Origin of the sequence: Nocardia sichangensis, assembly GCF_047200615.1 — a bacterium.
Lineage (GTDB): Bacteria > Actinomycetota > Actinomycetes > Mycobacteriales > Mycobacteriaceae > Nocardia > Nocardia sichangensis.
Map to the genome: position 1 here is coordinate 1 of NZ_JBJZOK010000024.1, position 24877 is coordinate 24877.

Here is a 24877-nt window from a genome sequence, read left to right on the forward strand (position 1 = left end):
GCGGATCGGCCGGCTCCCCCGGCCCCGACCCCCCCCACACCGCCGTCGCCACCACCACCCCCCCCCCCCCCACCCCGGCCCCCCCCCCGCGCCCCCCCCCCAAGCGCCCCCCCCCCACCCCCCGCCCCCCACCAAACCCCCAAACCACAATAAACAAACCACCCCCCCCCCCCCCCCCCCCCTGGGTGGCGGGCCCCGGCCCCCCGGGCTCCACACCCCCCCTGCACACACCCCCTTGCCCCCACCACCCCGGGCCCGCCGCGCAGGTGAATCCTGCGCGGCGGCCCTGCCGTATGTCGCCGGTGCGTTACCGGGCGCTCAGACCTTCAGCCGAAGGCCGAGCTCGCGCCGGAGCACCTCTTGCGAAGGGAGGCGGCCGAGCACGCGCAGCACCGCAGGCCGCAGCTCCCGTTGTTCCTCTTCGTTGAGCAGTCCGACAAGATCGCGCAGATCCATTTCATCGAATGCCGTTGTCATGGATTCAGATTAAGGCCAGCGGCCCGATTCGTCCTGCGATGCATAGCCACAGGTGGGAGCATATTTTTCAGACCGGACAACCGGTTTATTGGACGGTGCGGTCGTAGCGCGCCCGCGCGGCGATCACGTCGTCCATGCGTGTCTCCGCCCATGCTTTGACCGCGCTCATGACCGGCTGAAGACTGTGGCCGAGCGGGGTGAGTTCGTAGTCGACGCGGACCGGGACTTCCGCGGTGATCCGTCGCTCCACCAGGCCGTCGCGTTCCAGTCCGCGCAGCGTTTGCGTGAGCATCTTGGGACTCACGCCCGCGATGATCCGGTTCAGTTCGCCGTAGCGCAACGGCCCGTCGGCGAGGGCGGCCAACACGAGGCTCACCCATTTGTCGCTGATCCGGTCCAGGAGTTGCCGGGTCGGGCACTCGGCGATGTACGCGTCGTACCGCTGTTTTGCCAGCTCACGGCGCTGCGCCGCGGTCTTCGTCGCCATCGGGAGCACCTCGCTGCCTCTAACGCACTTTCGGGTAACTACTACCCATTGGATAGTAACCGTTCCTAGATTGGTCGGCAGCAGACAGGAAGGAACATCATGCGTGCAGTGGTAGTCCGCCGGCCGGGACCGGAAGCGCTGGTGGAGATCGTGGAAGTGCCGACTCCGCAGCCCGGCCCGGGTACGGTTCGCATCGCGGTCGCGGCGGCGGCAGTGAACCCCGTGGATCTGATGGTGCGGGCGGGCGTGGGCGGCACGCCGTTCGCCGCGCAGCGCGATCAGTGGGGCGTCGGCTGGGATGTCGCGGGCACGGTCGACGCGCTCGGCGCGGGCGTCACGGAGTTCACGGTGGGGCAAGCGGTGATCGGCATCAGCGACCGGCTCGACGTCTCGCTCGGTGCGCAGGCCGACTATGTGGTGCTGGAGGTCGGGAATGTCGCGCCCGCTCCGGTTTCCGTGTCGCCGGTGCAAGCGGCGACCCTCCCGCTCAACGGTCTCACCGCGCTCCAGGCGCTCGACGCGCTGGATCTCGCGTCCACCGACACGCTCCTGGTCACCGGCGCGGCGGGGGCTGTCGGCGGCTTCACGGTCGAACTCGCGGCGGCGCGGGGTATCCGGGTGATCGCCGCGGCCGCACCCGCCGACGAGGACGCGGTGCGCGCCTTGGGCGCCACCGATTTCGTTCCGCGCCAGGCATCCTTGCCGGATGCCGTCCGCGCCATCGTCCCCGGCGGCGTCGACGCCGCCCTGGACGCGGCCGCCCTCGGCCCGGCGACGCTCGCCGCGGTGCGCGGCGGCGGGCGATTCGCGTCGATCAGCGTTCCCGACACCCCGATCCCGTTGCGCGGCACCAAGGTCCACACAGTCCTGGTCCGCGCCGACCGCACCCGACTCGACCACCTCGTAACCCAAGTAGACGCGGGCAAACTAACCCTCCGCGTAGCGGCGACCCACCCCCTCACCGCCGTCCGAGAAGCCCAATCCCGCCTATCCCTCGGCGGCCTCCGCGGCCGCCTCGTCCTCACCCCCTGACACCCTCCACGAGTGGCACACGGCTGCGGCGAATCGCGAGAAGCCCGCTCCACCGTGTGCCACTCGCGGAGTCAGCGGATGCGGATGGGGTCGTCGGTGGAGAGGCCGGTGCGGGTTCGGGTTGTGGTGGTGATGGGGGCAGGAATGGCGGTGGGGTCGTAGGGGGTGAAGCGTTCGAGGGAGCCCCAGTCGCGAGCCCAGTCGCGGTCGAGGTATGCGGGGACGGTTTGGGATTTCAGCAGCAGGCCGGTCCAGCCGAGAGGGCCGCCGCCGATGTCGTCTTGCCAGGCGTTCGAGGCGTCGGAGCCGACCCGGTCGGGCAGAATGCGCCACTGCGGAATCTCGCCCACGCCGTCCTTGTGGTCGAACGGCCGCTGGCACGGGAAGGCGAGGCCGACGTGCCAGTCGAGTAGCACGGGAGCCTGCGATCCGACCACGGAATTCAGCGTGGCCAGCTTGGGCAGCCGGGGCGGGGTGACGGCCAGCCACTGCTTGGGCGTGATGTCGTTGTCGATCGCGACCAGCCGCACCGCGTTCACTTCCGCCGGCAGCCGGTCCAGCGGCACCCGCAGGTTGCGCCAGGACGGCGCGGGGCCGATGTCCAGCGGATCGATCGAGCCGAGCGTGCGCACCTCGCCGTCCGCGCCACGGACGCCGTACTCCAGGTGCAGTTCCTGTCCGTAGGTGAGCACACCGTCGGCGTCCACCGAGCGGATCCGGCCCGCCGCCGTGATCGCGAGCACCTGGTAGGCGGGGTCGTTGCGCATGCTGTCGGTCAGGTCGAGCCGGTACCACTGGGTGGTCAGCTTCGCCTGCTGTTGCTCGCCCTCCTGGTAGCTGCCCAGCACCGGGGTTCTCGCCGGGTCGAGACCGAACGGCAGCGCGACGGTGCTGCCGTTGATGCCCGCCTGCTCGGTGGTGCCGCCGCCGGTGCCCGCGCCGGTGGTATTGGTTGTCTTGTTCTCCGAATCCTTGTCCACGGAGTTCGCGCCGCCGGTGACCGTCTCCTCCGCGTCCGCGGTGAGGTCACGCGCGACCCCGTTCGGAGTGAATCCTTTGTTCTGCGCGGCCAAGCCGTCCGCAGGCGATCCGGTGAAGGGCTGCAGCAGCGAATCGGCGGTGTCGGTCTCGACAAGCACTTCGTTCGCCAGCGCGCACGAATCCCCGCCGACCGATTGCACGTTCGACTTGGTGATCGAGTACGCGGGGTACTGCGTGGCAGCGGCCTTGGCGAGCGAGGCGACCTCGAAGATCACCAGCAGCGCGGCGGCCACGGTCAGCGGCGCGGAGGCCCACCGGTCGAATCGCCGTGGCGCTCCGGGCCGCTCACGCCGGTACGGCTCGCGATAGTGCTGCCATATCGCGACCAGCAGCGCGAGGACACTCAGCCCGAGGAACAACGTGGACAGCCCCTTGCCCGCGATCAACGGCGCCTTGTCCCACCACGGGACACCGTAGCTGGACACGTACCACCACCCGTTCGAGCCGGTGAACGTCACGGCGAGCAGGAAGAGCACGGCGGCGGCGAACAACGCGCGATTGCGCGGCGAGCGAATACCGGTGGTGCCCACCGCGACCGCCGCGAGCGCGGCCAGCGATCCGGCCAGTCCGGCGTACACGCCGAAGTGGTGCGTCCACTTGGTGGGGGTGAACATCATCAGGAACAGCGATGCGAACACGATGCCGAGAATGCGCACCGAGGGGCCGCGCGAGGTGCCCGGAATCCGGCCCTTGCGCAGAACTTGCAGCACGCACACGAGCAGGCACAGCAGCATCACCAGCACGCCGAACCGCCGCGCCAGCGAACCGTCCGGCGAGAGCATGAGCAACGAGTCCCAGCGGGTGCGCTCGTCGAACCACGCGACGTTCGGGCCGACGATCGTGCGCACCCGGGTGGCTTCCAGCACCGTCGCCAAGGTCTGGTCGGCGAAGATCACCACCAGCACCAGCGTGCCCGCGGCGAGGCCGGGGGCGACCAGCGCGGCGAACCGGAACACCGCGCCCGCCCGGGACGGCTCGCGCACCTTCGCGGGGGCGTTCACCGCGGCCGCGGCTTCGGCGGAACCGGCGGCGGCCGCGTCGGCGTCGGGCCCGGTCCGGGCCGGGACGGCGCCGCGAGCGCGCTTGATGATGATCAGCAGCACCGGCCGTGAACCGGCGATCAGCGCCGCGATGCAGATCAGGCCGGTGGGGCCCGCCGCGAGGGAGAACGCGGCGATCAGGACGGCCACCGCGGCGGGCAGCAGCCGTCCGGTCGCGATGGCGCGCTCGATCGAGCACCAAGTGAGCAGCGCGCCCGCCGCGATCAGCGGTTCGGGGCGCAGGCCGTTGTCGTAGGGCAGCCAGAACGCGAGGAAGACCAGGCCCGCCGTCCACAGCGCCACTTTGTTGCGGCGCACCCGCGCGCCGAGGCGGGGCAGCACCTCGCGGCTGATCACCAGCCAGCAGATCACGCCCGCCAGCAGCGTGGGCAGTCGCATCCAGAGACTGGCGTCGGAGATCCGCGACATCCACGCCAGCACCTCGTACGACCACCCGAACGGGGCCTCGGGGACCGCGAACCACCGGTAGTAGTTCGCCATGTAGCCCGCGTGCCCGGAGACGCGCGCCATGTTCAAGATGTAGCCGTCGTCGGACGTGTTCGCCCCGATGACGTGCCACAGCGCCAGCGTGCCCAGCACGACGCCATCCGCGGGGGTGACCCGCCACCAGTGCGCGGGCAGGAACCGGCGCGGTCGGCGCCCGTCGGCGGTGTCCAGCAGATGCAGTGCGACGAGTGCGATCAGCGTGAACACGGCGGCGGCGATCATTGCGGCCAGCTTCAACGGCGTCGGCGTGGAGGAGAAACGCGAGTCGATGTCCGCGTGCACCTGCGCTCCGGCGAGCCGATCGGCCTTCAGATCGGTGAACACGCCCACCAGCTGCGGCCGGATGTCCCGGCCGACCGTGGACTGGAACGGCGTGCCGTCCTGCCGGGTGAGGCCGGTGAGTTCAGCCGTCGTCGCGGCGGCGGTCGACTCGATGCGGATCGTCGCGCAGGACCCGACCTCGGCCAGCGGCGCGGACAACAGCGGGATGTCGCGTTGCACCACCGAGAGGACGCCGTCGGCGACCGAGACCACCAGGCCCTTGGTAGCCGCACGCCCGGAGGCCACGGGGGCGGTGGACAGCAGCGTGCCGCCCGATCCGAGCTCTCCGGTCATCGAGCAGGGCAGCGTCGCACTGAACCGCAGCGGCTCGTAGGACACCAGCGGCGCCGCCACGCTCCTGGCGCCGGACTCGGGCCAGTCCAGGCTCGCCCGATCCTGCCGCACCGGCAGCAGCGGGGTCAGCAAGGCCAGCAGGAATCCGAGAAGCCCGGAGAGGAGGGCGATCAAGCGGATACGGGTGAACGCTGGAGAAGATCGGTCCGGTCGCACGGTGGTTGATGCTAGCTACCGCCCGGTGTGATGCCGACTGCCCCCGACGCGCGCAGCGAATGAACGTCCCACAGCCAGACGTCCTCGACCCGCGTCGGCGTGAATCCGAGCAGCTGGGTCACGGTCTCCCGCAACACTTCGCCGTTCTTCGTCGCGGGCAGCACCAAGACGTCGGCTTGCCAGAACCGCAGATCGTCCAGCGCACGGGTACGCACGCCCGCGTCGATCGGCGGTACGACTCCAGTGTCCTGGGCCTGTACCAGCAGAGCGGTGGTCGGACGGGCCTCGGGACCGTAGATGCCTTTCTTGCTGGTACCGGTAGGGCCGACGAAGTAGCCGCCCGCCAGCGGGAAGGTGAAACCCGCGTCGGCCTGCCAACGTAGCGCCCGTGCGTCGGGTGGCCGGGGCGGCGGCACCAGGACCACCGATCCGTCGCCGACGTAACGGCGGACGGCGCCGTCGGCGAAGAAGTCCGGTGTCGGCGGTCGCTCGACCACCGGCAGGATGGTCGGGATCAGCGGCAGCAGCGCACCGGTGAGCGCCGCGAACCAGGCCAGCGGCTTCCAGTCCACCGCCGATTGCGTCCATGTCCCCACCGCGCGGTCGCTGGCCAGCGCGAGCACCACCGCGATGGCCGGGATCGCGGCCATGCTCATCCTGCTCTCCAGCACGGTGTTCAACAGCGGAACATGTTCGGCCCAGCGCCACGGCAGATCGATGCCCGTCGGCTGTTTACCGATCGTGGCGACCGCGCCCAGCGACAGCAGGCCGAAGACCGCGATCACCACGCCCGCGGCCCGCACCACGCGGTCGCGCCACAGCATTCCCACCGTGAACACGACCAACAGCAGCAGCGGCCAGCCGAAGTACGCGTTCTGCTCGGTCGGATTGATCGCCACGTTCGCGCCGGGCGCGAACACGCCGCCCAGCGATTCGGACGGGAACTGCACCAGCGCTTCGAGGTCGTTGCCCATCGGGCCGTGGTCGATCGATCGATAGCTCTGCGGGCCGAAGAATTGCCACCACAGCGGAATCTCGGCGAGTGCCAACGTGATCACCGCGGCCAGCGCGAAAGTCGGGGCGACCACTCGCGTCACGCGCAGCGCGGTGCGCGGAGCATGCGCGTAATACACGATCCCGAACAGGCCGAACGCGAGGGCGAAGATCAACAGCGGTTCCTCGCCGAGCGCGATCTGCGTCGCGACCAGAAGTCCGAGAACGGCGGCATCCCGTACCCGCCCGCCCGGCCGTTCCCGTTCCGCCGCGGCCGCTCGCCGCGCAATCCGGATCAGCAGACCCGCGATGATCGGAAGCAACAGCAGCACGACGAAATTCGGGTGGGCGTTGGCGTGCGAGATCATTCCGGGCGCGAATCCGCAGAACAGTCCGCCGATCACCGCCGCGACCCGGGACCGGACGAGCTCGCGGACGAACAGGCGATACCACGCGAACGCTGTTCCGGCCAGACCGAGGGTGAGCACGAGTACGAACGTGACGGTCGGCCCGAAAAGCAAGGTGACCGGTGTCAGCGGCACGCCGACACCGAACATGGCCGTGTTGGCCATCATGTTCACCCCGGCCGGGAAATTCTGCAGATCGGTACCGAGCGGGTTGTGCAGGGCGGCCACCGAGTGCGCGGTGACGGCGAAGAACCACTCCCACATCGTCTGGTCCTGACCGCTCTTGATCAGGTATCCGTTGTCGGTATCGCGCCACTGGCCCGACAGCACCGTCGCGGCCAGCGCCAGGTAACCGGCGCATACGAGCAGATCGGCGAGCGGAAGTCGGGGCAGCCGCCGGGTACGCGCGGGAGTGGTGAGCACTCCGGTCGCCGTCGCCTCTTTCGTCGCGATCGCGACCGTCGCCGATTCCGCCGGTAGGTCGGTCTCGGCGTCTTGTGCCTGTGTCACCTGCGCATCACTCCTCGCCAGCGCCCTCCGTTGCAACCACGCTGTGCGTGGACCGACAAACGAGAGGGGTATCCACTGCGCGCGAGTTCAACCGCCGCGATTTCAGCGGTGGACGGTGACCAGCGTGAACGGTCCGATGTCGGTGGTGGTGAAACGCGGGTCGGCGAACAGTTCCTTGGGGAAGCTCACCGAATAGCGCGCCACGTTCGGGTCGTTCGGGTAGACGTCCTTGGCCAGCCGCAGTGTGTAGGTGTCGCCGCTGCGCCGGAACAGGAACGCGTCCGGTGCGCGCCACGGGCTCGCCGCGAGCGCGTCGATCAATTCCTGCGGCGTCTTCAGCTTGCTCCAGCTCTCGATGGTCGCCGCCCGGCCCGCGAAGTCGGCGAGCGGGTTGGCGTAGTGGGAGGTGAGCGCCTGGAAGCCGAAGTAGGGATAGAAGGACAGGAAGCTGGTGTCGGCGGTGAGTACCACCGTGTCCGAGCGTGGCCGCCCGGTCTGCGCGGTGAGCGCCGCATCCACTTCGTCATAGAAAGACACGGCCGACACAGGCCGTTTGTCGGCTCGCTTTCCGTCTCCGTCGGTGTCTGTGTAGGCAGTCGTGATCTCCGGAGTCAGCACGTGCGGGATGTCTTGGGCGAACGCCAACGCGCCGATCGTCGCGACGACGATCGCCACCAGCCGGAACCGGGCGGGCTCGTTCAACGCCTGGTAGATCGCCCGCGCGCCCTCCACGAACCCGAACGCGCCCGCGACCGACAGCAGCACCAACAGCACCGGCTCCAGACGGAACGACAGCAACGTGGTGCCCGCCGCGGTCGCGGCCATGGACAGCAGCGCCCACAGGTAGATCGCCGCCACCCCGATGCCCAGCGCCTGCGCCCGTCGCGACGACGCGCCGCGCAGCACCAGCCAGATGATGCCGATCAGGCACAACGCCCCGAGCAGGGAGAACTGGAACATCGGCAACGGCAGTTCCGCTCCCGCTTCGGGCAGATAGTGCTGGGCGGTCCCGGAGCTCGCCGTCGCGCTGCGCAGCGCCTTCGCCAGGTACGGCGCCCACACGACGAGCGCGAACAGCCCGGCGATCACCGCGATCACCACGAGCCGCACCAGCGGCGGCGCCGCCGCGCGCCACGCGGGACGGGTCGGCCCGGTCGCCGCGCGTGCGCGGCGCGGACGGTCGGCGCGCCGCGCACGCACCGCGAGGAAGGCCGCCACCAGACCCATCAGGGCCACCGCGAAGGCCGCCACGAGGAAGTAGAGGGTGTAGAACGTGGCCGCCCAGCCGAGGAACAGCCCCGTGCCGACGACCGCGCCCCAGCCACCGGCCGTGCGATGCTCCTCCGTCACGCCCTCCAGCGGGCGATACAGCGCCCCCCAGGCGAGCACCAGCGCGGGCGGCAGCAGCAGCACGATGACGGCGCTGTAGGCCTCGGGGGCGGCGTAGGCCAGGGTGACCGCCGTGCTCGCCGCCGCGACGCCCACCGCCCAGTCCGCGCGGATCAGCTTCGACCACAACACCAGCGCGACCACCGCGGCCACGGCGAGGAACGTGATCGCGTACGGCTTGAATACTTCCCAGCCGTCCATCCCGAGCAGATTCGCCACCCGCCCGCCGATCCAGAACCAGCCCGCGGGGTAGAACGACGGTAGATCCGCGTACGTCATGTCGCGCAGCGCGGCGGAATCGGTGAGCCGGGTGAGGAACTCGGTGCGGAACTCCTGATCCACCGAGACGCCGAACAGATACAGCTTCGTCGCCGCCAGCGGCATGCCGAGCGTGAACGTGACGAACGTCGAAAGACCCACCCAGGACAGCAGTTTCGCTATCCAGGGCCACTTGCGCAGCCGCAGCAGCGCGATCGCGACCGCGAGCACGACCGCAGCGCCGACCTGCCCGACCGTGGTCAGCGCCCGCGTCACGTTGGAGGAGTTGAACGCGGGCCACTGCACCAGCGAGAACGCGACGAGCCCGACGACGGCCACCACGGCGGCGAGCACCGCCGCGAGCGCGGCCTCGCCGACGCCGGCCGCGATCTGACGTGCCACGAGTGACCCGCGCCCCGGCGCGGGGGCCGGATCAACGGGACGCGGCGGCGCTTCGTCCGCCGCGGTCACCGTGCTCAACGGACCGCTCCGCGCTCGTCGCACTGGATTACTCGCATGGCGCCTCCGGGTTCATAGGGTCACTCCGTCAGACGATAGGTGCCCGCGCGATCACTGATCACGCGGGCACCATGTCCGAGTTCGGTCGCCGATCAGATCGGCAGTCTGCGGAAGATCGAGCGCGGGATGTGCCGCAGCACCATCATCACGTAGCGGAAGGTTCCCGGCGCCCAGACCAGTTCCTTCCCCCGCTGCGATGCCGCGACCGCCAGCGCCGCGACGTCTTCCTTGTCGACGGTGAGCGGAGCCTCTTTGACGTGCGCGGAGAACTGGGTCCGCACCATGCCGGGCCGGATCACCAGTACACGCGGGCCGTGCGGCCGCAGCGCTTCGCCGAGCCCGAGGTAGAAGCCGTCCAGACCGGCCTTGGTCGATCCGTAGACGAAGTTCGAGCGGCGCACCCGTTCGCCGGCGACGGAGGACATCGCGATGATCCGGCCGAAGCCCTGCGCCTTCATCTTCTCGCCGACCAGCACGCCGACGGAGACCGCGGCGGTGTAGTTGATCTGGGCGACTCGCACGGCCTTGGCCTGGTTCTGCCACAGCTCTTCGGGATCGCCGTCGAGGGCGAAGGCGACGATCGCGACGTCCACGTCGCCCGCGTCCCAGGCGGCGTCGATCACCTTGGCGTGCCCATCGGTGTCGAGCGCGTCGAAGTCGATGACCTCGACCTGGCTCGCGCCCGCGGCCTTCATCTGGGCGACCGCGCCCTCGCGCAGCGGATCACCGGGCAGCGCCGCAAGGGTGATGCGCGCGGGCCCCTTCTTCAGGTACTCCGCGCAGATTGCCAAGCCGATCTCCGACGTGCCACCCAGCAGCAGAATCGACTGCGGGTTACCAACGGCATTGATCACTGCAGCTCCAGCCTTCTCGCCATATCGGACATGAAAACGCCTGTGGGGTCGACGCTACGGCGGACCTTGATCCACTCGTCGATCCGGGGATACATCTTGTGGAAGGTCTCGGCGGTGGTCCGCGAATCCTTCGCGGTGTACAGCCGCCCGCCGAACTCCAGCACGCGCCGGTCCAGCTCGCCGACCAGCTCGTTGAGACCGGGCTTGATCGGGAAGTCGACGCAGATGTTCCAGCCCGGCATCGGGAAGCTCAGCGGGGCCTGGTTGCCCGGGCCGAACAGCTTGAACACGTTCAGCGCCGAGTAGTGCCCGGAGGCCTGGATGTCGACGATGATCCGCTTGAACTCCTCGACCGCCTCGGTCGGCACCACGAACTGGTACTGGAGGAAGCCGTTGGAGCCGTAGCCGCGGTTCCACTCCGCGATCATGTCCAGCGGGTGGTAGAACTGCGTCAGGTTCTGCACCTTGCCGGTGTAGTTGCCGCCCATCCGGTAGTAGGCCTCGCCGATGGACATCAGCGTCAGCTTGTTCATCGTCCAGTTCGGGAAGATGTCCGGGACGGTCATCAGCTGCGGCGCGTCGAACTTCAGCGGCTTGCTGCGCAGCCGCTTGGGCAGCTCGTCGAGCTTCGCCAGCCTGCCCCGGGTGATGGTGGCCCGGCCCAGCTTGGGCAGCGGGCTGATCACGTCGAACCAGGCGCTCGAGTAGGTGTAGTCGGCCTCGCTGCCGTCGCTGTGCGCGGCGATGGTCTCGTCGAGGGTCGTGGTCTTCACGCCGTCGTTGAGGAAGTAGGCCGTCTCCGTCGGCACCATCTCGATGGTGGCGCGCAGGATGATGCCGGTGAGCCCGTTGCCGCCGACGGTCGCCCAGAACAGCTTGGCGTTGCGCTTCGGCGTGATGTGCTGCACCTGCCCGTCGGCGGTGAGCAGATCGATCGAGCGCACGTGATTGCCGAAGCTGCCCTCGCTGTGGTGGTTCTTGCCGTGGATGTCGGAGGCGATCGCGCCGCCGATGGTCACCTGGCGGGTGCCGGGGAGCACCGGGACCCAGAGGCCGAACGGCAGCGCGGCCTTCATGAGCTGGTCCAGGCTGACGCCGCCGTCCACGTCCACGATGCGGGTGTCGCGGTCGATCCGGTGGATGTTGTTCAGCGCGGTCATGTCGACGACCAGACCGCCCGCGTTCTGCGCGTGGTCGCCGTAGGAGCGGCCGAGGCCGCGCGCGATCACGCCGCGCCGCAGGTGGGCGGGCTTGCCGTCGTTGTCCTCGGCGACCATGGCGACTGCCTTGGCGATCAGTTCGGGATCGCTGGTCGAGAGCACTTCGGAGGAGGTGGGTGCGGTGCGACCCCACCCGGTCAACGTGCGGGTGCGCGTCGGAAGAGTGAACGCGGTGCCCGCGGCCGGGCCGTCGTTCGCGACGCCGGCGCCTTTGTCGTTCCCGGTTGTCTTGGTGGCGGTCGGAGCTTTCGTGGACATCGGCATAGAGGCTACAGGTATGACGGCAGATGGGGACGCGGTCGCTCTACCCATGGGTAGTGACGAACGCGTCGGTTTAGAACCGTAATGAGTGCCCAACCCGGTCCGGCGCTACGCTCGTCGGCGTGCAAGCCGAACCCCAACTGCCGCTTCCGGCCGAGTTGCCCCTGGTCGACGAGCCCGGCGGCACCGAGGTCGACCTCAAGACGCAGATCATCCGGTTCACCCTCACCGGCGGGTTCTCGGCCGTCGTCGACTACGGGCTCTACAGCCTGCTGCTGAACCTGGTCGGTCTCCCGGTCGGCGTCGCCAAGTCGATCAGCTTCGTGGCGGGCACCACAACGGCTTACCTGATCAACCGCCGCTGGACCTTCCAGGCTCCGCCCAGCCGCATCCGCTTCCTCGCGGTGGTCGTTCTCTACGCGGTGACCTTCGCGGTGCAGGTCGGCATCAACAACCTGCTGTACTTCTCGCTGGCCGACGAGTGGTGGCGCCAGCCGCTTGCCTTCGTCGTCGCCCAGGGCACCGCGACCGTCATCAACTTCATCGTCCAACGCTTGGTGATCTTCAAGCTCCGCTGAGTTATCCGCTCGTCGCGGCGTGGTCGGCCAGGAAGGCGCCGACCAGACGATTCACTTCGTCGGGGACCTCCGCGGCCGCGAGGTGTGCGGCTCCGTCGAGGACCACGAGCCGCGAGCGGGGGATGGCGTCGGCCATGACCTCGAGCTCGGGCACGGGGAAGGTGCGGTCCTCGCGACCTCCGATGACCAGCGTGGGGCAGGTGATCGAGGAGAAGAGGCGCCGCTGGTCCGGGCGGTCGGTCACCACGGATCGGACGGCGTGCACGAGCGACGCCGGATCATTGCGGCGGGCGACGTCGAGAACCTGTCGGACGACCTGCGGGCGCGTGCGTTCGGTCGTCGGACCGAGAAATGCCCGGACCACCGATCCGGTGAGCGGCGGGCGAATCCCGCCGAGTATCCGGACCGCCATCAGCAGCATCCGGTACTGCGCCCGCTGAGCGAGCGGGGCCGATGACGCCGTGCCGTTCATCAGGATCGCGGATTCGACGCGGTCAGGGAAACCGGCGGCGAAGGTGCCGCCGATCATGGCGCCCCAGGAGTTCCCGAGGAAATGGGTCTTCGGTAGTTCCAGCCGATCGAGGATGTCGGCGACGCACGCCGCGCACTCGTCGAAGGTGAAGGGTCGTTCGAGGCGGCTGGACCGCCCGTGCCCGGGCGGGTCGACCGCGATGGTCAGGAAATCCCGGGCCAAATGGTTCACTTGGGCGTCCCAGAGGGCAGCGTCCATGAGAAGGCTCGGCCACATCACGATCGGATCGCCGCTGCCGGTCAGGACGACATGCAGCAGCCCCAGCCGAGTCGGTAGATGAATATGCCTGCGGTCCATGACTGTGCTCATTCCTTGCAGTGAGCGGGCGGCCGATCTGCGTCGCATGTTCCCGCACACGGTGAAACGCCGGTGTCCTGGTCTGTGATCTGTACGATCGAGACTCACGTTAAGCGTGGACCGCTGCGCGCTCGACCTGATCCGTGCACGGGTCTGACGGAAACGCGCACGTCGGTCTGGGAGGTTGCTGGTGTCGGTCGCCGAGCCGTATTTCGTGGGGCGGGTCGATACCGGCGCGGTCCTGCCCCGGGAGTCGGCCGACCTCTGGGCCGAGCACGTCGGTCGTAATCAGGGCACCTTGCAGTGCCGTTTCGCCAGTCCGTCGTCGTTCCGAGGAGCGATGGCCGTGCAGCGATACGCGGGCTATCAGCTGATCGACTTCTGGTCGGACAGCATCGTCTATTCCAGATCCCGTGCGGATATCCGGCGTGACGGCGATGAGGGTCTGAGGGTGATGATCGCGACCGACGGAGAAGTGCGGCTCCGACAGGACGACGCCACCGCCCAGGTGTTGCCGGGGTACGGCGCGGTCGTCACCAAGACGCGTCCCGTCGACTTCGGCCAGCCCCTCGCTGCGCGCGGGTGGGTGATGAACGTCCCTGCGGGCGCTCTGCCGCTCGAAGTCGGCGCGGGACCTGCGCTGATCGACCTGCGCGAGGGCTTGGGCGCGGTCGTCTCAGGCCTGATCAGCGAACTCGGAGAGCAGCGTGCGACTGTCGACGGTCCCGAGTTCGCCGCCGCCTGCGACACGATCATCGATCTGCTCCGCCTCTGCCTGCGCCGCCGCGCCGCGATGCCGACCGTGTTGGCCACGGTGGACACCGCGGTTCGTGACCACGTGCTCCGGCACGCCGACGATCCCGATCTGACTCCGATCGAGATCGCACGAAGCCTCGGTTGGTCACTGCGCCAGGTCCAACTGGCCTTGCATCACACCGGCACGACACCGAGCGAGCTCATCCGCGGCGCGCGGCTCGACCGCGCCCACCGCCGCCTGCGCGAATCTCCCTCCGACCGCACCGTCGCCGAAATCGCGTACGCCAGCGGCTTCCGCTCCCTCAGCGCCTTCGGCTCCGCGTTCAAGGCACGATTCGGGGTAACCCCGCAGGACGTACGACCTCGTTGACGGCGTCCGGGCGCTTCTCGGATCCGCGGAGCGGTGGCCCAAGCCTCGCCCCGAATTGATCAGTCGAGAGAGGTTCGAGTCGAGGAATCGCGCTCAGCCGGTCAGAACGAGCAGTCGGTGGGACGGCCTGCCCAGCCGCCCTTCAGGAATTTGATGACGGCGCAGAACAGATCCTCCGACCAGGAACCCACCGGGGTCACGGCCGAGATCGTGGCGACGGGTGTGGAGACAGGTGCGGCGACAGGTTCCGCGGCGGCCGAGCCCACCGGAACGACGAGTCCTGCGATCACGGCGGTGACGACGACAAGCTTCTTCATCAGGTGGCCTCTTTCCGTGGTTCTGGATGGCGGCTCGTAAGGCCGCACAACCGACTGATCGGCAGCAATCACCCCGACGTTACGAAGTATGTTGCGCACCAAGCAATTAGACCCTGCTGTCGTCCAGGCACGCGGCTGCGGCATTGCCCGAGGGAGGTCTCGATGACGCGCCGCTCGCGGGCAGCCTGATTGATTGGCAGTGCCAACGATGTATGGTGGCTGTTGTGGAGGAGACACCCGCGCGCCTGGCCGCGAAGCCGAGTTGGCTGGTCACCCAGTTGGCCGTGCACGCCCACCGGTTGGCGTCCGACAGCTTCGGCGAGGTGGGTGCGCGTGGGTACCACTACCGCATTCTGGCCGCGCTGGACGAGTTCGGGGCGGCGAGCCAGGCCGAGCTCGGGCGCCGGTGCAACATGGACCGCAGCGACGTGGTGGCGGCGATCAACGAACTGGCCGGCCAGGGTTTCGTCGAGCGGACGCCGGACCCGGACGACCGAAGGCGCAATATCGTGACCCTCACCGAGGCGGGCAAGGGGCAACTGCGGCGCATGGATCAAGCGCTCGAGAAGGTGCAAGACGACCTGCTCGGACCGCTATCGGCCGAGGACAGAAATGATCTCACCCGCCTGCTCACCCGCCTGCTCGCGCACCATCAGCGGGGTTGACGGGCCTGGTCCACCGCTGGCGGCGCCCGGCACACCTCGCCGCAGCCGGTGATCCGCCGCGCCACGCCCTTCAGGAGCCGCTGATCGTCGTGTCGGCCAGCTCGCGTTTCTCCGCCTTCGCCCCGAAGTAGTCGCCGCCTTTGGCGCGAATGTTGTCGGTGCCCCACTCGCGTTGTTCGCGCGGGGCGGGGATCAGGTGCGGGATGTGCTTGCGGCAGTGGATGTATGCCTCTCGCACATCGACCACCACCCACTGCTCCGCGGCGCGGCCTTTGTGGTTGACGGGCAGGTCGGGCACGGTGGTGCGAAGTGCCGGGTCGGAGACGATGCGGGCCGAGCCGTTGATGTGCAGTCCGATGAGGTCGCGCACGAAATCGATGAGCAGAATCCCGACGTGCGGATTCTCCGAGATATTGCCGAGACTCGCCATGACGCCGTTGCCGCGGTATTCCGGATAGGCGATCGTGCGGTCGTCTATCACATGGAGGAAACCGGGCAGTCCGGCGCGGAAACTCGAGTCGCATTCGCCGTGTTTGTCGGCTGTGGCGATGAACGCCATATCCATCCGGCCGATGAAATCTATCATCGTCGGATTGAGCCGGTCGAGCACCTGATCATCGTAGAAGCGCTGTGCTCGATCTGCTGTTCCGTACCGTTCTTGCAGCTCACGCTCTCCGTCGCTGCCACTGTGTCCACCGGGCATCGCAGCCCCCTCCGGTCGCCGGAATGCGGGTTACACCAGGCTCGACGTTGAACCGCGGTCGTCTCGAGATCGCGTCCATTTTAGATGAGATCCACGCGGCAAAACGTCGAAATCCCCGTCGAGAATGCCCCTGATTCGGCTGCGGCGCAAGTATTTCCGACGGTTAGCTAAAAGCCGACCGGCCGGAATAATATCCGGCCGGTCGGGATTTGCGGGATCGGTTGGAGAGATGTCAGGCCGGAGTCAGTGTCACCGGAACGCCGTTGAACACGGCGTTGCCAGAGGGTGTGTCGACCACCGAATCATCGGTGAGCACATTGGCATTGACGCCCGCGTGCGTGCGGGCCACGGTCTGCGCGCTGTCGGCGTGGCCCCACCCGTGCGGCAGGCTGACCACCCCGGGCATGATGGCCTCGGTCGGCTCCAGCGGGACCGTCAGCGTTCCGGCGGCCGATTTCACCACCGCCTCGTCACCCAGCCCCAGTCGCTCCACATCGGCCGGATTGATATGCAACGTGCACCGATTCGATCCGCTCACCAGCGTCGAGATGTTGTGCATCCAGCTGTTGTTCGACCGCAGCTGCCGCCGTCCGATCAGCACGATCTCCGGCGCGGCGTCGGCCAGGCGCGCCCGCATCCGTGCCACGTCGTCCAGCAGCGGCTGCGGGGCCAGGTCCACCCGCCCGCTCGCCGTACGCAGCGCGCCCGGCAGGCGCGGCTGCAACGGACCCAGGTCGATACCGTGCGGGTTGTCCAAGAGCACTCGCAGATTGAGTGTGCCGCCGTTCCATTCGCCGTACGGCCCGAGGCGCAGCATCAGGTCGATGCGCTGCTCGGTGCTGTTCTCGCCGATCAGGTCGCCGCGCCGTTCGGGGAAACCGGCCTTGTGCAGCATCCCCGCGATGACGAGTTCGTCCACGGCGGTGAGCGGATCGATCCCGTCGGAGCCGTCGTGCGGCCTGCCGGTCAGCGCGGCGGCGAGGCGAGCCAGGACGGCGGGTTCGGAAGGCCGGTCACCCAGCGGCACCAGCGGGCGCGAGTAGCGCGTGTAGTTGCGCACGGCGAATTGCAGCAGCGCGAAGTCGTAGTGCGGGGATTGCGTCGGACGCGGGGGAGGCAAGATCACATCCGCGTGCCTGGTGGTCTCGTTCACGTACCGGTCCACGCTCACCATGAACTCGAGCTGGGCGAACGCCTCGTCCAGGCGCGCGCCGCTCGGCGCGGACAGCACCGGATTGCCCGCGACCGTCACCAGGGCACGGATCTGCCCTTCGCCCGGCGTGGTGATCTCGTCGGCGAGCGTCGCGACGGGCAGCTCGCCCATCGCCTCGGGCAGCCCCCGGACTCGACTGGTCCAGCGCCCGGCGCGGAACGGCTTGGTGCGAGGGATGCCGCCGGCCGCGGCGGTGGCGAACATCGCGCCGCCGGGGGAGTCGAGGTTGCCGGTGAGCGCGTTGATCGCGTCGACGAGCCACTGCGTGATGGTGCCGAATTCGGCGGTGCACGTGCCGATACGGGCGTACACCGCGGCGGTCGGCGCCGCCGCGAGCTCACGGGCGAGCCGCACGACCGTGGACGCCGGTACGCCGGTGCGGGCCGCGACCGTCTCCGGGTCGAACGTGGCGGCGGCGGTGCGCAATTCGTCCAGGCCGGTCACCTCGACGCGCAGATCGGTCAATTGCTCGGCGAAGAGCGTGTGCACGATGCCGAACAGCAGGTACGCATCGCTGCCCGGCCGGATGAACAGGTGCTCGTCGGCGAGTTTCGCGGTGCGGGTGACCCGCGGATCGACCACCACGAAGCGGCCGCCTCTGCCACGCAGCGCCTTCAGCCTGCCCGGGAAATCCGGTGCGGTGCACAGCGAACCGTTCGATTCCAGCGGATTGGCCCCCAGCATCAGCAGGTAATCGGTGCGGTCGAGGTCGGGCACCGGCACGGTGAGCGGATCGCCGAACATCAGCCCACTGGCCACCTGCTTGGGCATTTGATCGGCGGTGCTGGCGGAGTAGATGTTCTTGGTGCCCAGCGCGCGTAGCAACGCCGGTACGTACAGCGTGCCCGCCACGGTGTGCGCGTTGGGATTGCCCAAGTAGGCCGCTGCCGACTGGGTTCCGTGCTCGGCCACGACGGCGGGGAACCGCTCGGCGATGTAATCGAAGGCTTCGTCCCAGGTCACGGTGCGCCAGGCACCGGTAGCGCGGTCACGAATCAGCGGGTCGGTCACCCGGTCCTGGTCCTCGTCGAGATGACCGAAGCTGGCTCCCTTCGGGCAGATGAAGCCTTTGCTGAAGGGATCACTGCGGTCGCCGCGGACCGAGGTCACGTGGTCGTCGGGATCCAGGGTGATTTCCAGGCCGCAGACCGCCTCACAGAGCGGGCAGGTCCGCAGCAGATTGCGCGATTGCGTGATCGGGGCCATACCCCATCTTCGCGTTCGACAGTGGAACTGAAAAGAGAACGCTTGATATCGGCGACGCCGAACGACCGGTACCCGGCAGCGCTCCGGGGTGGGGATCCGGAGCGCCGGGACGGATACCGGTCGCAAACAGGCCGGGTAGCGCGGGCCCGGCCCGCGATCAGCAGGTGAACTCGCTCAGGGGTGCGTTGCTCAGCAGGCGATGGTCAGCTTGGCGCGGCGCGACGTGGTGGCGGCGCGCACGGCCGCGGCGATCGCGACGACCGGCGGAACCCAGCGGGCCTCGCCGGGCGCGACGCCCCAGCAAGCCGAACCGGCCGAGAGGTGGGTGGGCGGCAGCGGGATGCCCGCGCCGTCGGTGTACACGGTCGCTCCGGCCTCGCGCAGCGCCTCGAGCGCCATCGCCGCCTTGCGGACGCCCGTGACCAGGTGAATCTCGCGACGCTCCGTGCCCGGGATCTCGATAACCGCACCCGACAGGTTGTTCGCCCGCAGGAAGCGGCGGACCTCGCCGGCCAGCTCGCCGGTGACCTCGATGCCGGACAGGTCGTCGTCGGTGATCAGGCTCAGACCGTTGGCCGTTTCGGCGACCGTCCACCCGCGCTGGTTGTAGTCCTGCGCAGCGGCGGTCAGCTCGGCCGCCGTGACGGAAGTCGGAAACGTGGTGCGCACTGTCTTCTCCATTCCCCGGTAGATCTCTGGGTCCTGCATTCATGGGTCGTATCGGCGGGGGACGCCGTGGGCGTTACGGGTTCTCCGAAAGAATTTCCAGAGTGTCGCCTACGTCTCATTTCCGGAAGGTTCGTCCGGGTATCGCCGGGCATCCCGAGGTGGCTCGCCATGCTTGCCACGCAGCTACTTTCGGCCGTGGACCTGGCCACTCGCTGCGCCGGAGCTGTGAGATCGCTGTGGGGTGGGCGTGATGGGTGTTGCGGGTGCGAAAACATACCGGGGGCGTGTGTTTCCGGCTGGATCCCCCCGCCCCGGACAGGGAGGATTCTCGGCATGAGCGTCAGGCTCGAAGGAGGACCCGGCATGAGTGACGAAGCCAACGGACCCGGCGCGCCCGCGGACGCCGACGAGTACGAGGCCGAATCGCGCTGGATCACGTGGAAAGAGTCGGCGGCCGAGCGGTTCTCCAGGTCCGCTCCCGACGAAGAGCAGCCCGCCGAGCCGTTCCGCAGCCCGCGCGCGTTCGCGCAGTGGAGCGCCGCGGCCGCGCGCGCCCTGCTCGACGTGCAGTTCCACCGCCCGGCTACCGGCACTCTCTTGCCGCTGGCCTACATCCTGGGACTGGTGTTCGCCTTCGCCGTGCCCATCACGTTGACGGTATCGGCGTGGCGGGTGTCCGCGGTGCTCGGCGTGCTCGCCGCGGTGCTGGGCGTGCCGCTCGGCCTGACCATCGCCGCCGCCGTGCGCCTGATGCTCGAGTTCCTGGTGAACGCCTCGCGTCTGGCGACCAGGGTGGAGCACATCAGCGAGTTGGCCGACGACCTGTTCCAGGCGTTGTCGGACGTGGCCGAGCCGGTCAACCAGCTGTCCGAAGACGTTCGGGCGGTGCAATTCTGGCGCTTCCGCAAGCGAAACCCGCGCAGGTAGGGACGAAATCGCGTCGTGCGGAAGTAGTTTGACTCGCAGGGGCCACCGGCCTGGCTGGGACACGCGCCGTGACCGCTGCGAGCTTCACTGTGAACAATGCTGTTCGGATACCCGGCATCCACCTCGGGTGTCCGAGGGCGTGCCGCGTCGCAGACCGAGGATGGTTCACGGTGCGCGCGGTGCAGGGCGAACAGGGGGGAAGCATGGCTTTACCGCAGGGAACGACCGGATCGACCATGCCGCGGCGGCAGCTCGGCAGGCATTTGCGTGATCTGCGCAACCGGGCCGGGATGACCACGCGGGTGGCCGCGCAGCAGTTGGAGTGGTCGGAGGCGAAGATCTGGCGGATCGAGACCGGGCAGACCTCGCTGCGCGGACTCGATGTCGAGGCGATGTGCAAGGTCTACGGCGCGCCGCCCGACCTGCTCGAACCGCTGCGCGCGTTGGCGCGCGACACGAAGGCCAAGGGCTGGTGGACCACCTACGGCGACGTGATCGCGGAGGGCTTCGACGTCTATATCGGGCTGGAAGAGGCGGCCACCAGGCTGTCCACCTACGAGAACGAACTCCTACCCGGCCTGCTGCAAACCGAGGGCTACACTCGCGCGCTGTGCACGGCGGCGCACCCGGAGTTGGCCGCGCACGAGATCGACCGCCGGGTGCGCTTGCGCCAGGCCCGGCAGACCCTGGTCACCCGGGCCGACGCGCCGCTGCGGCTGGACGCGCTGATCGATGAGGCGGTGCTGCGACGGCGCATCGGCGGCCCGGCGGTGACCGCCGAGCAACTCGACCATCTGCTCCGCATGGCGCAGCTGCCGAACGTCCGGATCCGGCTGGTGCCCGCGGATTGCGGCTATCACGACGGCATGGCGTCGGGTCGTTTCGTGCTGTTGGAGTTCGCCGAGGCGGGTTCCGGCGAGCGGCCGGAACCGCCGGTGGTCTACCTGGAGACGTTCACCGGACCCGTCTACGTGGACAAGGAGCACGAGATCGCGCGCTTCCGAGCGGCGTTCGCGAGCATCGAGGCGGCGACGATCGACGCGCGTGAGCGCATCGAGGACGCACGGAAAGCGCTCTGAGTAAAACGCTTCAGGCCGCGCTGATCAGCACTTCGGCGGCCCCGGCAATTCCCAGGTGTCGCTCAATACCGCCCGGTGGGTGGGCAGGGCCCGGTCGTAGACCTCGCGGCCCTTCTCGGTGAGGCAGACGAACACGGCGCGGCGGTCTTCCGCACACATGGTGCGCTGAACGAGGCCGTCGCGCTCCAGCCGTGCCACGGCCCGCGACAGCGCGCTCTGGCTGAGGTAGATGTCGTTGGCGAGGTCGCTCATCCGGTAGTCGCCACAGTTCGCGTCGATCAGCCGGTCCAGCGTCTCGAATTCGCTGAGACCGATGTTATGACCGTTCTGGAGCGCTTTCTCGAGCGCACAACTCACCGCCGCGTGCCGGTCGAGCAGCTCGCGCCACTCTCCAACCAGCCCGGCCGGCGCGGGAGCGCGCCGGGCTGTGCTCACGGTGGTCGGCTTCGACATGGCCCCATCTTAGTGGGCACGGCATGTCCATGCAACCGCATTAAATGTGTTGGCATTTAATGCGTGCGCATGTAATGTTCCCCGCATGACTTCACCAGCAACGCTCTCGGCCGCTCAGGCGACCGATCCGACCAGATGGTCAGCCCGGCTCTGGGGCATGCTGATCACGCTGTGCATCGTGTTGTTCCTCGACGGTCTCGACGTCTCGATGATCGGCGTCGCGCTGCCGTCCATCGGCACGGAACTCGATCTGTCCACCTCGACCCTGCAATGGCTGGTCAGCGGTTACGTCCTCGGGTACGGCGGTCTGCTGCTGCTCGGCGGCCGCACCGCCGACCTGCTCGGGCGGCGCAAGGTCTTCCTGATCGCGCTCGCTGTCTTCGCGGTCGCCTCGCTGGCAGGCGGTCTGGTCAGCTCCGGTCCGCTGCTGATCCTCACCCGCTTCGTCAAGGGCCTCGCCGCCGCGTTCACCGCACCGACCGGCCTTTCGATCATCACCACCAACTTCGCCGAGGGCCCCGCCCGCAACAAGGCGCTGTCCATCTACACGGTGTTCGGCGCGGGCGGCTACTCCATGGGCCTGCTGTTCGGCGGTCTGATGACGGGCGTCGGCTGGCGCTGGACGTTCCTGCTCCCGGTGCCGATCGCGCTCGCCGCGCTGGCCGCGGCCTACGTGCTGGTGCCCAAGGACAAGCCGGCCGAGGAAGGCGGACACGACCTGTTCGGGGCGCTGCTGTCCACCGCCGCCATGCTGCTGCTGGTCTACACCGTGGTCGCCGCGCCGGAAGCCGGGTGGGCGTCCGCGCGCACCATCGGTTCGTTCGTCGCGGTCGCCGCGCTGTTCGCCGGATTCGTCGCGGTGGAGAAGCGGGTGCGCTACCCGCTGGTGCGCCTCGGGATCCTGCGCAAGTCCTCGCTGGTCCGGGCCAGTCTCGCGATCGTGGCGGTGGCGGGCTCCTACTTCAGCTGGCAGTTCATCGTGACCCTGTACATGCAGGACACACTCGGTTGGTCTCCGCTGAAGCTGGCCATGGCGCTGCTGCCGGTCGGTCTGCTGGTCGTGCTGTCGGCCTTCTTCTCCGACCGACTCGTCGATCGTTTCGGCACCGGGCCGGTGATCGCGGTGACCATGACCGTGATGGCCGTCGGTTACCTGCTGTTCCTGCGGTTGGACACCGCACCCTCCTACCTGACCATGCTGCTGCCCGCGGTGCTGCTCATCGGCATCGGGTGGGTCGGCTTCCCCGCCATCAACATCCAGGCCACCAACGGCATCGATGACGAGGAGCAGGGTCTCGCCGCAGGCGTGCTGCAGACGTCCATGCAGGTCGGCGCGGCCATCGTGCTCGCGGTGACCACGGCGATCATCGCCTCCGGCGCACACGCCGACATCTCGGCCGCCGGGATGCTCGACACCTACCGTCCCGGTCTGGAGTTCGCCGCGGGCGTGTCCATCGTCGGCGCGCTGGTCGCCCTGCTGGCCTTCGTGCCGCGATTCCGCGGCCGGGAGCAGGCGGCGGACGAGGTGAAGGAACTGGAACTCGTCGCCTGACTGCCGTGCCGCCGAGCGCTGTCACCCGTATCGGGTGGCGGCGCTCGGCGCTATGCGGCCTCGCTGAGCCCGGACTTCCGGACTGCCTTCGCGCCGCTCGGCTCGGCGCGGACCGCGTCTGCTGCGCGTCTCACCACGCTCGGCTCGGCGCGGGCGATATCCTCATGCCGCTCATGAGAACGGCGGGGCCGCGGTGTCTTTCGCGGAGCGGACGAAAGTGAGTTCCCGGCCGTCGCGCCCCACCCGCGGCCACTCGATGCCGAGCGTGGGATCGAACGCGTCGATATCGTGGTCGAACTCCGGCTGATACTCCAGGGAGCACAGATACGTGACCGTCGAGCCGTCCTCCAGCGAGAGGATCGCGTGGCCGAGCCCTTCGGACAGGAACACCGAGCGCCGGTCGACGTCGTCGAGCAGCACGCTGTCCCAGCGGCCATAGGTCGGCGAGCCGGGGCGCAGGTCGACGACCACGTCGAGGAAGGCGCCGCGCACGCAGGTCACGTACTTGGCCTGTCCGGGCGGGTCCTCGGTGTAGTGGATCCCGCGCAGCACCCCCGCGGCCGACACCGAGCAGTTGACCTGTCGCAGGTCGAACGGCCGCCCGGTCACCTTCTCGAACTCGGAGGCCTTGAACCCCTCGAGGAACATGCCGCGACTGTCGCCGTGCTGGCGCGGCGTGATCACCCACGCGCCCGGCACCGCGAGTTCCCGGAACTCCATGCTCACCAGTCCCGTCCGCGTTCGAGCAGATCGAGCAGGTAGCGGCCGTAGCCGGAGCGGACCAGCGGCTCGGCCAGCGCGCACAACCGCTCGTCATCGATGAAGCCCATCCGCCAGGCCACCTCCTCGGGGACGCCGATCTTGAGGCCCTGCCGTTCCTCGATGGTGCGTACGTAATTGGCGGCGTCGAGCAGGGAATCGAAGGTACCCGTGTCCAGCCAGGCGGTACCGCGGGCGAGCACGTCCACGCTCAGACGATCCTGTTCCAGGTAGGCGCGATTGATGTCGGTGATCTCGTACTCGCCACGGGCGGACGGGCGCAGCGACCGGGCGATCTCCACCACGTCGTTGTCGTAGAAGTACAGCCCTGGAATGGCGTAGTTCGACCGCGGCGTCTTGGGCTTCTCCTCGATGGACACCGCGCGTCCCTCGGTGAACTCCACCACGCCGTAGGCGGTCGGGTCGGACACCCAGTAGGCGAACACCGCGCCGCCGTCGATTCCGTGGAAGCGATTGAGGCTGGTGCCGAGGCCGGGGCCGTGAAAGATGTTGTCGCCGAGCACCAGTGCGGCGCAATCGCCGCCGATGTGGTCGGCGCCGAGGACGAAGGCCCTGGCCAGGCCGTCCGGCTCCGGCTGGACCACGTAGCTCAGGGACAGCCCGAACTGCGTGCCGTCGCCCAGCAGCCGCCGGAACGCCGCCGCGTCCTCGGGCGTGGTGATCACCAAGATGTCCCTGATCCCCGCGAGCATCAGCGTGGAAAGGGGGTAGTAGACCATGGGTTTGTCGTAGACCGGGACCAGCTGCTTGCTCACCCCGCGCGTGATCGGGTGCAACCGGGAGCCGGTGCCGCCCGCCAGAATGATTCCGCGCATGCCTTGGAGTCTGCCAGTTTCGCGGCTCCGGGATTCGGTGAGGTTCCGAGTAGTCCTCGATTCGGTTACGGGCGTTCCGCGGCGGCGGGCTTCGAGCGATTCTGTTGCGTAGGTCACGATGCGCATGGTGTTCTGAAAA

General features: G+C 68.7%; 22 protein-coding genes. 7 read left to right on the forward strand and 15 right to left on the reverse strand.

What is annotated here, in order from left to right:
- Positions 1-318: 318 nt before the first annotated feature.
- Both ACL03I_RS27975 and ACL03I_RS27980 read right to left on the reverse strand, forming a co-directional pair.
- Complete coding sequence (locus ACL03I_RS27975; RefSeq protein WP_169332658.1) at positions 319-477, reverse strand: hypothetical protein; 159 nt, start codon at positions 475-477, stop codon at positions 319-321.
- A gap of 85 nt (positions 478-562) precedes the next feature.
- Positions 563-964 carry a winged helix-turn-helix transcriptional regulator gene (locus ACL03I_RS27980; RefSeq protein WP_355073117.1) on the reverse strand — a complete coding sequence of 134 codons (402 nt, stop codon included), beginning with the start codon at positions 962-964 and terminating at the stop codon, positions 563-565.
- A gap of 99 nt (positions 965-1063) precedes the next feature.
- Here ACL03I_RS27980 and ACL03I_RS27985 point away from each other — a divergent pair, with 99 nt between their 5' ends.
- A complete protein-coding gene (locus ACL03I_RS27985) occupies positions 1064-1996 on the forward strand; it encodes an NADP-dependent oxidoreductase (RefSeq protein ID WP_412807349.1) in 933 nt (310 codons plus the stop codon).
- A 71-nt stretch (positions 1997-2067) separates the two neighbouring features.
- On the opposite strand, the gene ACL03I_RS27990 is transcribed toward ACL03I_RS27985, so the two are convergent.
- The 5 genes from ACL03I_RS27990 to ACL03I_RS28010 all read right to left on the reverse strand — a co-directional run bounded on the left by ACL03I_RS27990 (position 2068) and on the right by ACL03I_RS28010 (position 11829).
- Positions 2068-5415: an arabinosyltransferase domain-containing protein gene (locus tag ACL03I_RS27990; RefSeq protein ID WP_412807350.1), complete on the reverse strand. Its 3348-nt coding sequence runs from the start codon at positions 5413-5415 to the stop codon at positions 2068-2070.
- Between the two features lie 11 nt (positions 5416-5426).
- Positions 5427-7325 (reverse strand): glycosyl transferase, encoded by a 1899-nt coding sequence (locus ACL03I_RS27995; protein WP_412807351.1) that lies wholly within the window; start codon positions 7323-7325, stop codon positions 5427-5429.
- Between the two features lie 102 nt (positions 7326-7427).
- The gene (locus ACL03I_RS28000) at positions 7428-9443 is read right to left on the reverse strand and encodes a galactan 5-O-arabinofuranosyltransferase (protein ID WP_412807402.1); all 2016 of its coding nucleotides are present in this window, start codon (positions 9441-9443) and stop codon (positions 7428-7430) included.
- Between the two features lie 140 nt (positions 9444-9583).
- Complete coding sequence (locus ACL03I_RS28005) at positions 9584-10345, reverse strand: decaprenylphospho-beta-D-erythro-pentofuranosid-2-ulose 2-reductase (RefSeq protein WP_355073111.1); 762 nt, start codon at positions 10343-10345, stop codon at positions 9584-9586.
- Positions 10342-11829: an FAD-binding oxidoreductase gene (locus ACL03I_RS28010; RefSeq protein ID WP_355073109.1), complete on the reverse strand. Its 1488-nt coding sequence runs from the start codon at positions 11827-11829 to the stop codon at positions 10342-10344. Before ACL03I_RS28010 ends, ACL03I_RS28005 begins: the two co-directional genes overlap by 4 nt.
- Before the next feature lie 119 nt (positions 11830-11948).
- Here ACL03I_RS28010 and ACL03I_RS28015 point away from each other — a divergent pair, with 119 nt between their 5' ends.
- Entirely contained in the window at positions 11949-12404 is a 456-nt protein-coding gene (locus ACL03I_RS28015; RefSeq protein ID WP_355073107.1) for a GtrA family protein, read from the forward strand.
- A gap of 1 nt (position 12405) precedes the next feature.
- On the opposite strand, the gene ACL03I_RS28020 is transcribed toward ACL03I_RS28015, so the two are convergent.
- Complete coding sequence (locus tag ACL03I_RS28020; RefSeq protein WP_412807352.1) at positions 12406-13245, reverse strand: alpha/beta fold hydrolase; 840 nt, start codon at positions 13243-13245, stop codon at positions 12406-12408.
- 178 nt (positions 13246-13423) lie between these two features.
- Here ACL03I_RS28020 and ACL03I_RS28025 point away from each other — a divergent pair, with 178 nt between their 5' ends.
- Complete coding sequence (locus ACL03I_RS28025; protein WP_412807353.1) at positions 13424-14359, forward strand: AraC family transcriptional regulator; 936 nt, start codon at positions 13424-13426, stop codon at positions 14357-14359.
- Between the two features lie 101 nt (positions 14360-14460).
- Here ACL03I_RS28025 and ACL03I_RS28030 read toward each other — a convergent pair whose 3' ends face one another.
- Positions 14461-14676 (reverse strand): hypothetical protein, encoded by a 216-nt coding sequence (locus tag ACL03I_RS28030; RefSeq protein WP_355073102.1) that lies wholly within the window; start codon positions 14674-14676, stop codon positions 14461-14463.
- Positions 14677-14900: 224 nt separating this feature from the next.
- On the opposite strand from ACL03I_RS28030, the gene ACL03I_RS28035 reads away from it, so the two are divergent.
- Complete coding sequence (locus tag ACL03I_RS28035; RefSeq protein WP_355073100.1) at positions 14901-15341, forward strand: MarR family winged helix-turn-helix transcriptional regulator; 441 nt, start codon at positions 14901-14903, stop codon at positions 15339-15341.
- Positions 15342-15411: 70 nt separating this feature from the next.
- Here the strand turns inward: ACL03I_RS28035 and ACL03I_RS28040 are convergent, their stop codons facing one another.
- From ACL03I_RS28040 to ACL03I_RS28050, 3 genes are all read right to left on the reverse strand, one after another.
- Entirely contained in the window at positions 15412-16044 is a 633-nt protein-coding gene (locus ACL03I_RS28040) for a pyridoxamine 5'-phosphate oxidase family protein (RefSeq protein ID WP_412807354.1), read from the reverse strand.
- Between the two features lie 232 nt (positions 16045-16276).
- Positions 16277-18463: a molybdopterin-dependent oxidoreductase gene (locus ACL03I_RS28045; RefSeq protein WP_412807355.1), complete on the reverse strand. Its 2187-nt coding sequence runs from the start codon at positions 18461-18463 to the stop codon at positions 16277-16279.
- A gap of 189 nt (positions 18464-18652) precedes the next feature.
- Positions 18653-19171, reverse strand: a complete 519-nt coding sequence (locus tag ACL03I_RS28050; protein WP_355073094.1) for a hypothetical protein — start codon at positions 19169-19171, stop codon at positions 18653-18655.
- A gap of 324 nt (positions 19172-19495) precedes the next feature.
- On the opposite strand from ACL03I_RS28050, the gene ACL03I_RS28055 reads away from it, so the two are divergent.
- Both ACL03I_RS28055 and ACL03I_RS28060 read left to right on the forward strand, forming a co-directional pair.
- Complete coding sequence (locus ACL03I_RS28055; RefSeq protein ID WP_355073092.1) at positions 19496-20059, forward strand: DUF4282 domain-containing protein; 564 nt, start codon at positions 19496-19498, stop codon at positions 20057-20059.
- 203 nt (positions 20060-20262) lie between these two features.
- Positions 20263-21138 (forward strand): helix-turn-helix domain-containing protein, encoded by an 876-nt coding sequence (locus ACL03I_RS28060; RefSeq protein ID WP_412807356.1) that lies wholly within the window; start codon positions 20263-20265, stop codon positions 21136-21138.
- A 24-nt stretch (positions 21139-21162) separates the two neighbouring features.
- On the opposite strand, the gene ACL03I_RS28065 is transcribed toward ACL03I_RS28060, so the two are convergent.
- Positions 21163-21591: a MarR family winged helix-turn-helix transcriptional regulator gene (locus ACL03I_RS28065; RefSeq protein WP_356963355.1), complete on the reverse strand. Its 429-nt coding sequence runs from the start codon at positions 21589-21591 to the stop codon at positions 21163-21165.
- Positions 21592-21676: 85 nt separating this feature from the next.
- Here ACL03I_RS28065 and ACL03I_RS28070 point away from each other — a divergent pair, with 85 nt between their 5' ends.
- A complete protein-coding gene (locus tag ACL03I_RS28070) occupies positions 21677-23143 on the forward strand; it encodes an MFS transporter (protein ID WP_355073086.1) in 1467 nt (488 codons plus the stop codon).
- 171 nt (positions 23144-23314) lie between these two features.
- On the opposite strand, the gene ACL03I_RS28075 is transcribed toward ACL03I_RS28070, so the two are convergent.
- Positions 23315-23863 carry a dTDP-4-dehydrorhamnose 3,5-epimerase family protein gene (locus tag ACL03I_RS28075; protein WP_355073734.1) on the reverse strand — a complete coding sequence of 183 codons (549 nt, stop codon included), beginning with the start codon at positions 23861-23863 and terminating at the stop codon, positions 23315-23317.
- 2 nt (positions 23864-23865) lie between these two features.
- The gene (rfbA, locus tag ACL03I_RS28080) at positions 23866-24738 is read right to left on the reverse strand and encodes a glucose-1-phosphate thymidylyltransferase RfbA (RefSeq protein ID WP_355073084.1); all 873 of its coding nucleotides are present in this window, start codon (positions 24736-24738) and stop codon (positions 23866-23868) included.
- Positions 24739-24877 lie beyond the last annotated feature (139 nt).

Bases quoted from the DNA above. Each gene is read 5' to 3' on its own strand.
- ACL03I_RS27975 (WP_169332658.1), bottom strand. From the start codon at position 477: ATGACAACGGCATTCGATGAAATGGATCTGCGCGATCTTGTCGGACTG.
- ACL03I_RS27980 (WP_355073117.1), bottom strand. From the start codon at position 964: ATGGCGACGAAGACCGCGGCGCAGCGCCGTGAGCTGGCAAAACAGCGG.
- ACL03I_RS27985 (WP_412807349.1), top strand. From the start codon at position 1,064: ATGCGTGCAGTGGTAGTCCGCCGGCCGGGACCGGAAGCGCTGGTGGAG.
- ACL03I_RS28010 (WP_355073109.1), bottom strand. From the start codon at position 11,829: ATGCCGATGTCCACGAAAGCTCCGACCGCCACCAAGACAACCGGGAAC.
- ACL03I_RS28020 (WP_412807352.1), bottom strand. From the start codon at position 13,245: ATGAGCACAGTCATGGACCGCAGGCATATTCATCTACCGACTCGGCTG.
- ACL03I_RS28030 (WP_355073102.1), bottom strand. From the start codon at position 14,676: ATGAAGAAGCTTGTCGTCGTCACCGCCGTGATCGCAGGACTCGTCGTT.
- ACL03I_RS28040 (WP_412807354.1), bottom strand. From the start codon at position 16,044: ATGCCCGGTGGACACAGTGGCAGCGACGGAGAGCGTGAGCTGCAAGAA.
- ACL03I_RS28045 (WP_412807355.1), bottom strand. From the start codon at position 18,463: ATGGCCCCGATCACGCAATCGCGCAATCTGCTGCGGACCTGCCCGCTC.
- ACL03I_RS28050 (WP_355073094.1), bottom strand. From the start codon at position 19,171: ATGCAGGACCCAGAGATCTACCGGGGAATGGAGAAGACAGTGCGCACC.
- ACL03I_RS28055 (WP_355073092.1), top strand. From the start codon at position 19,496: ATGAGTGACGAAGCCAACGGACCCGGCGCGCCCGCGGACGCCGACGAG.
- ACL03I_RS28060 (WP_412807356.1), top strand. From the start codon at position 20,263: ATGGCTTTACCGCAGGGAACGACCGGATCGACCATGCCGCGGCGGCAG.
- ACL03I_RS28065 (WP_356963355.1), bottom strand. From the start codon at position 21,591: ATGTCGAAGCCGACCACCGTGAGCACAGCCCGGCGCGCTCCCGCGCCG.
- ACL03I_RS28070 (WP_355073086.1), top strand. From the start codon at position 21,677: ATGACTTCACCAGCAACGCTCTCGGCCGCTCAGGCGACCGATCCGACC.
- ACL03I_RS28075 (WP_355073734.1), bottom strand. From the start codon at position 23,863: ATGGAGTTCCGGGAACTCGCGGTGCCGGGCGCGTGGGTGATCACGCCG.
- rfbA (WP_355073084.1), bottom strand. From the start codon at position 24,738: ATGCGCGGAATCATTCTGGCGGGCGGCACCGGCTCCCGGTTGCACCCG.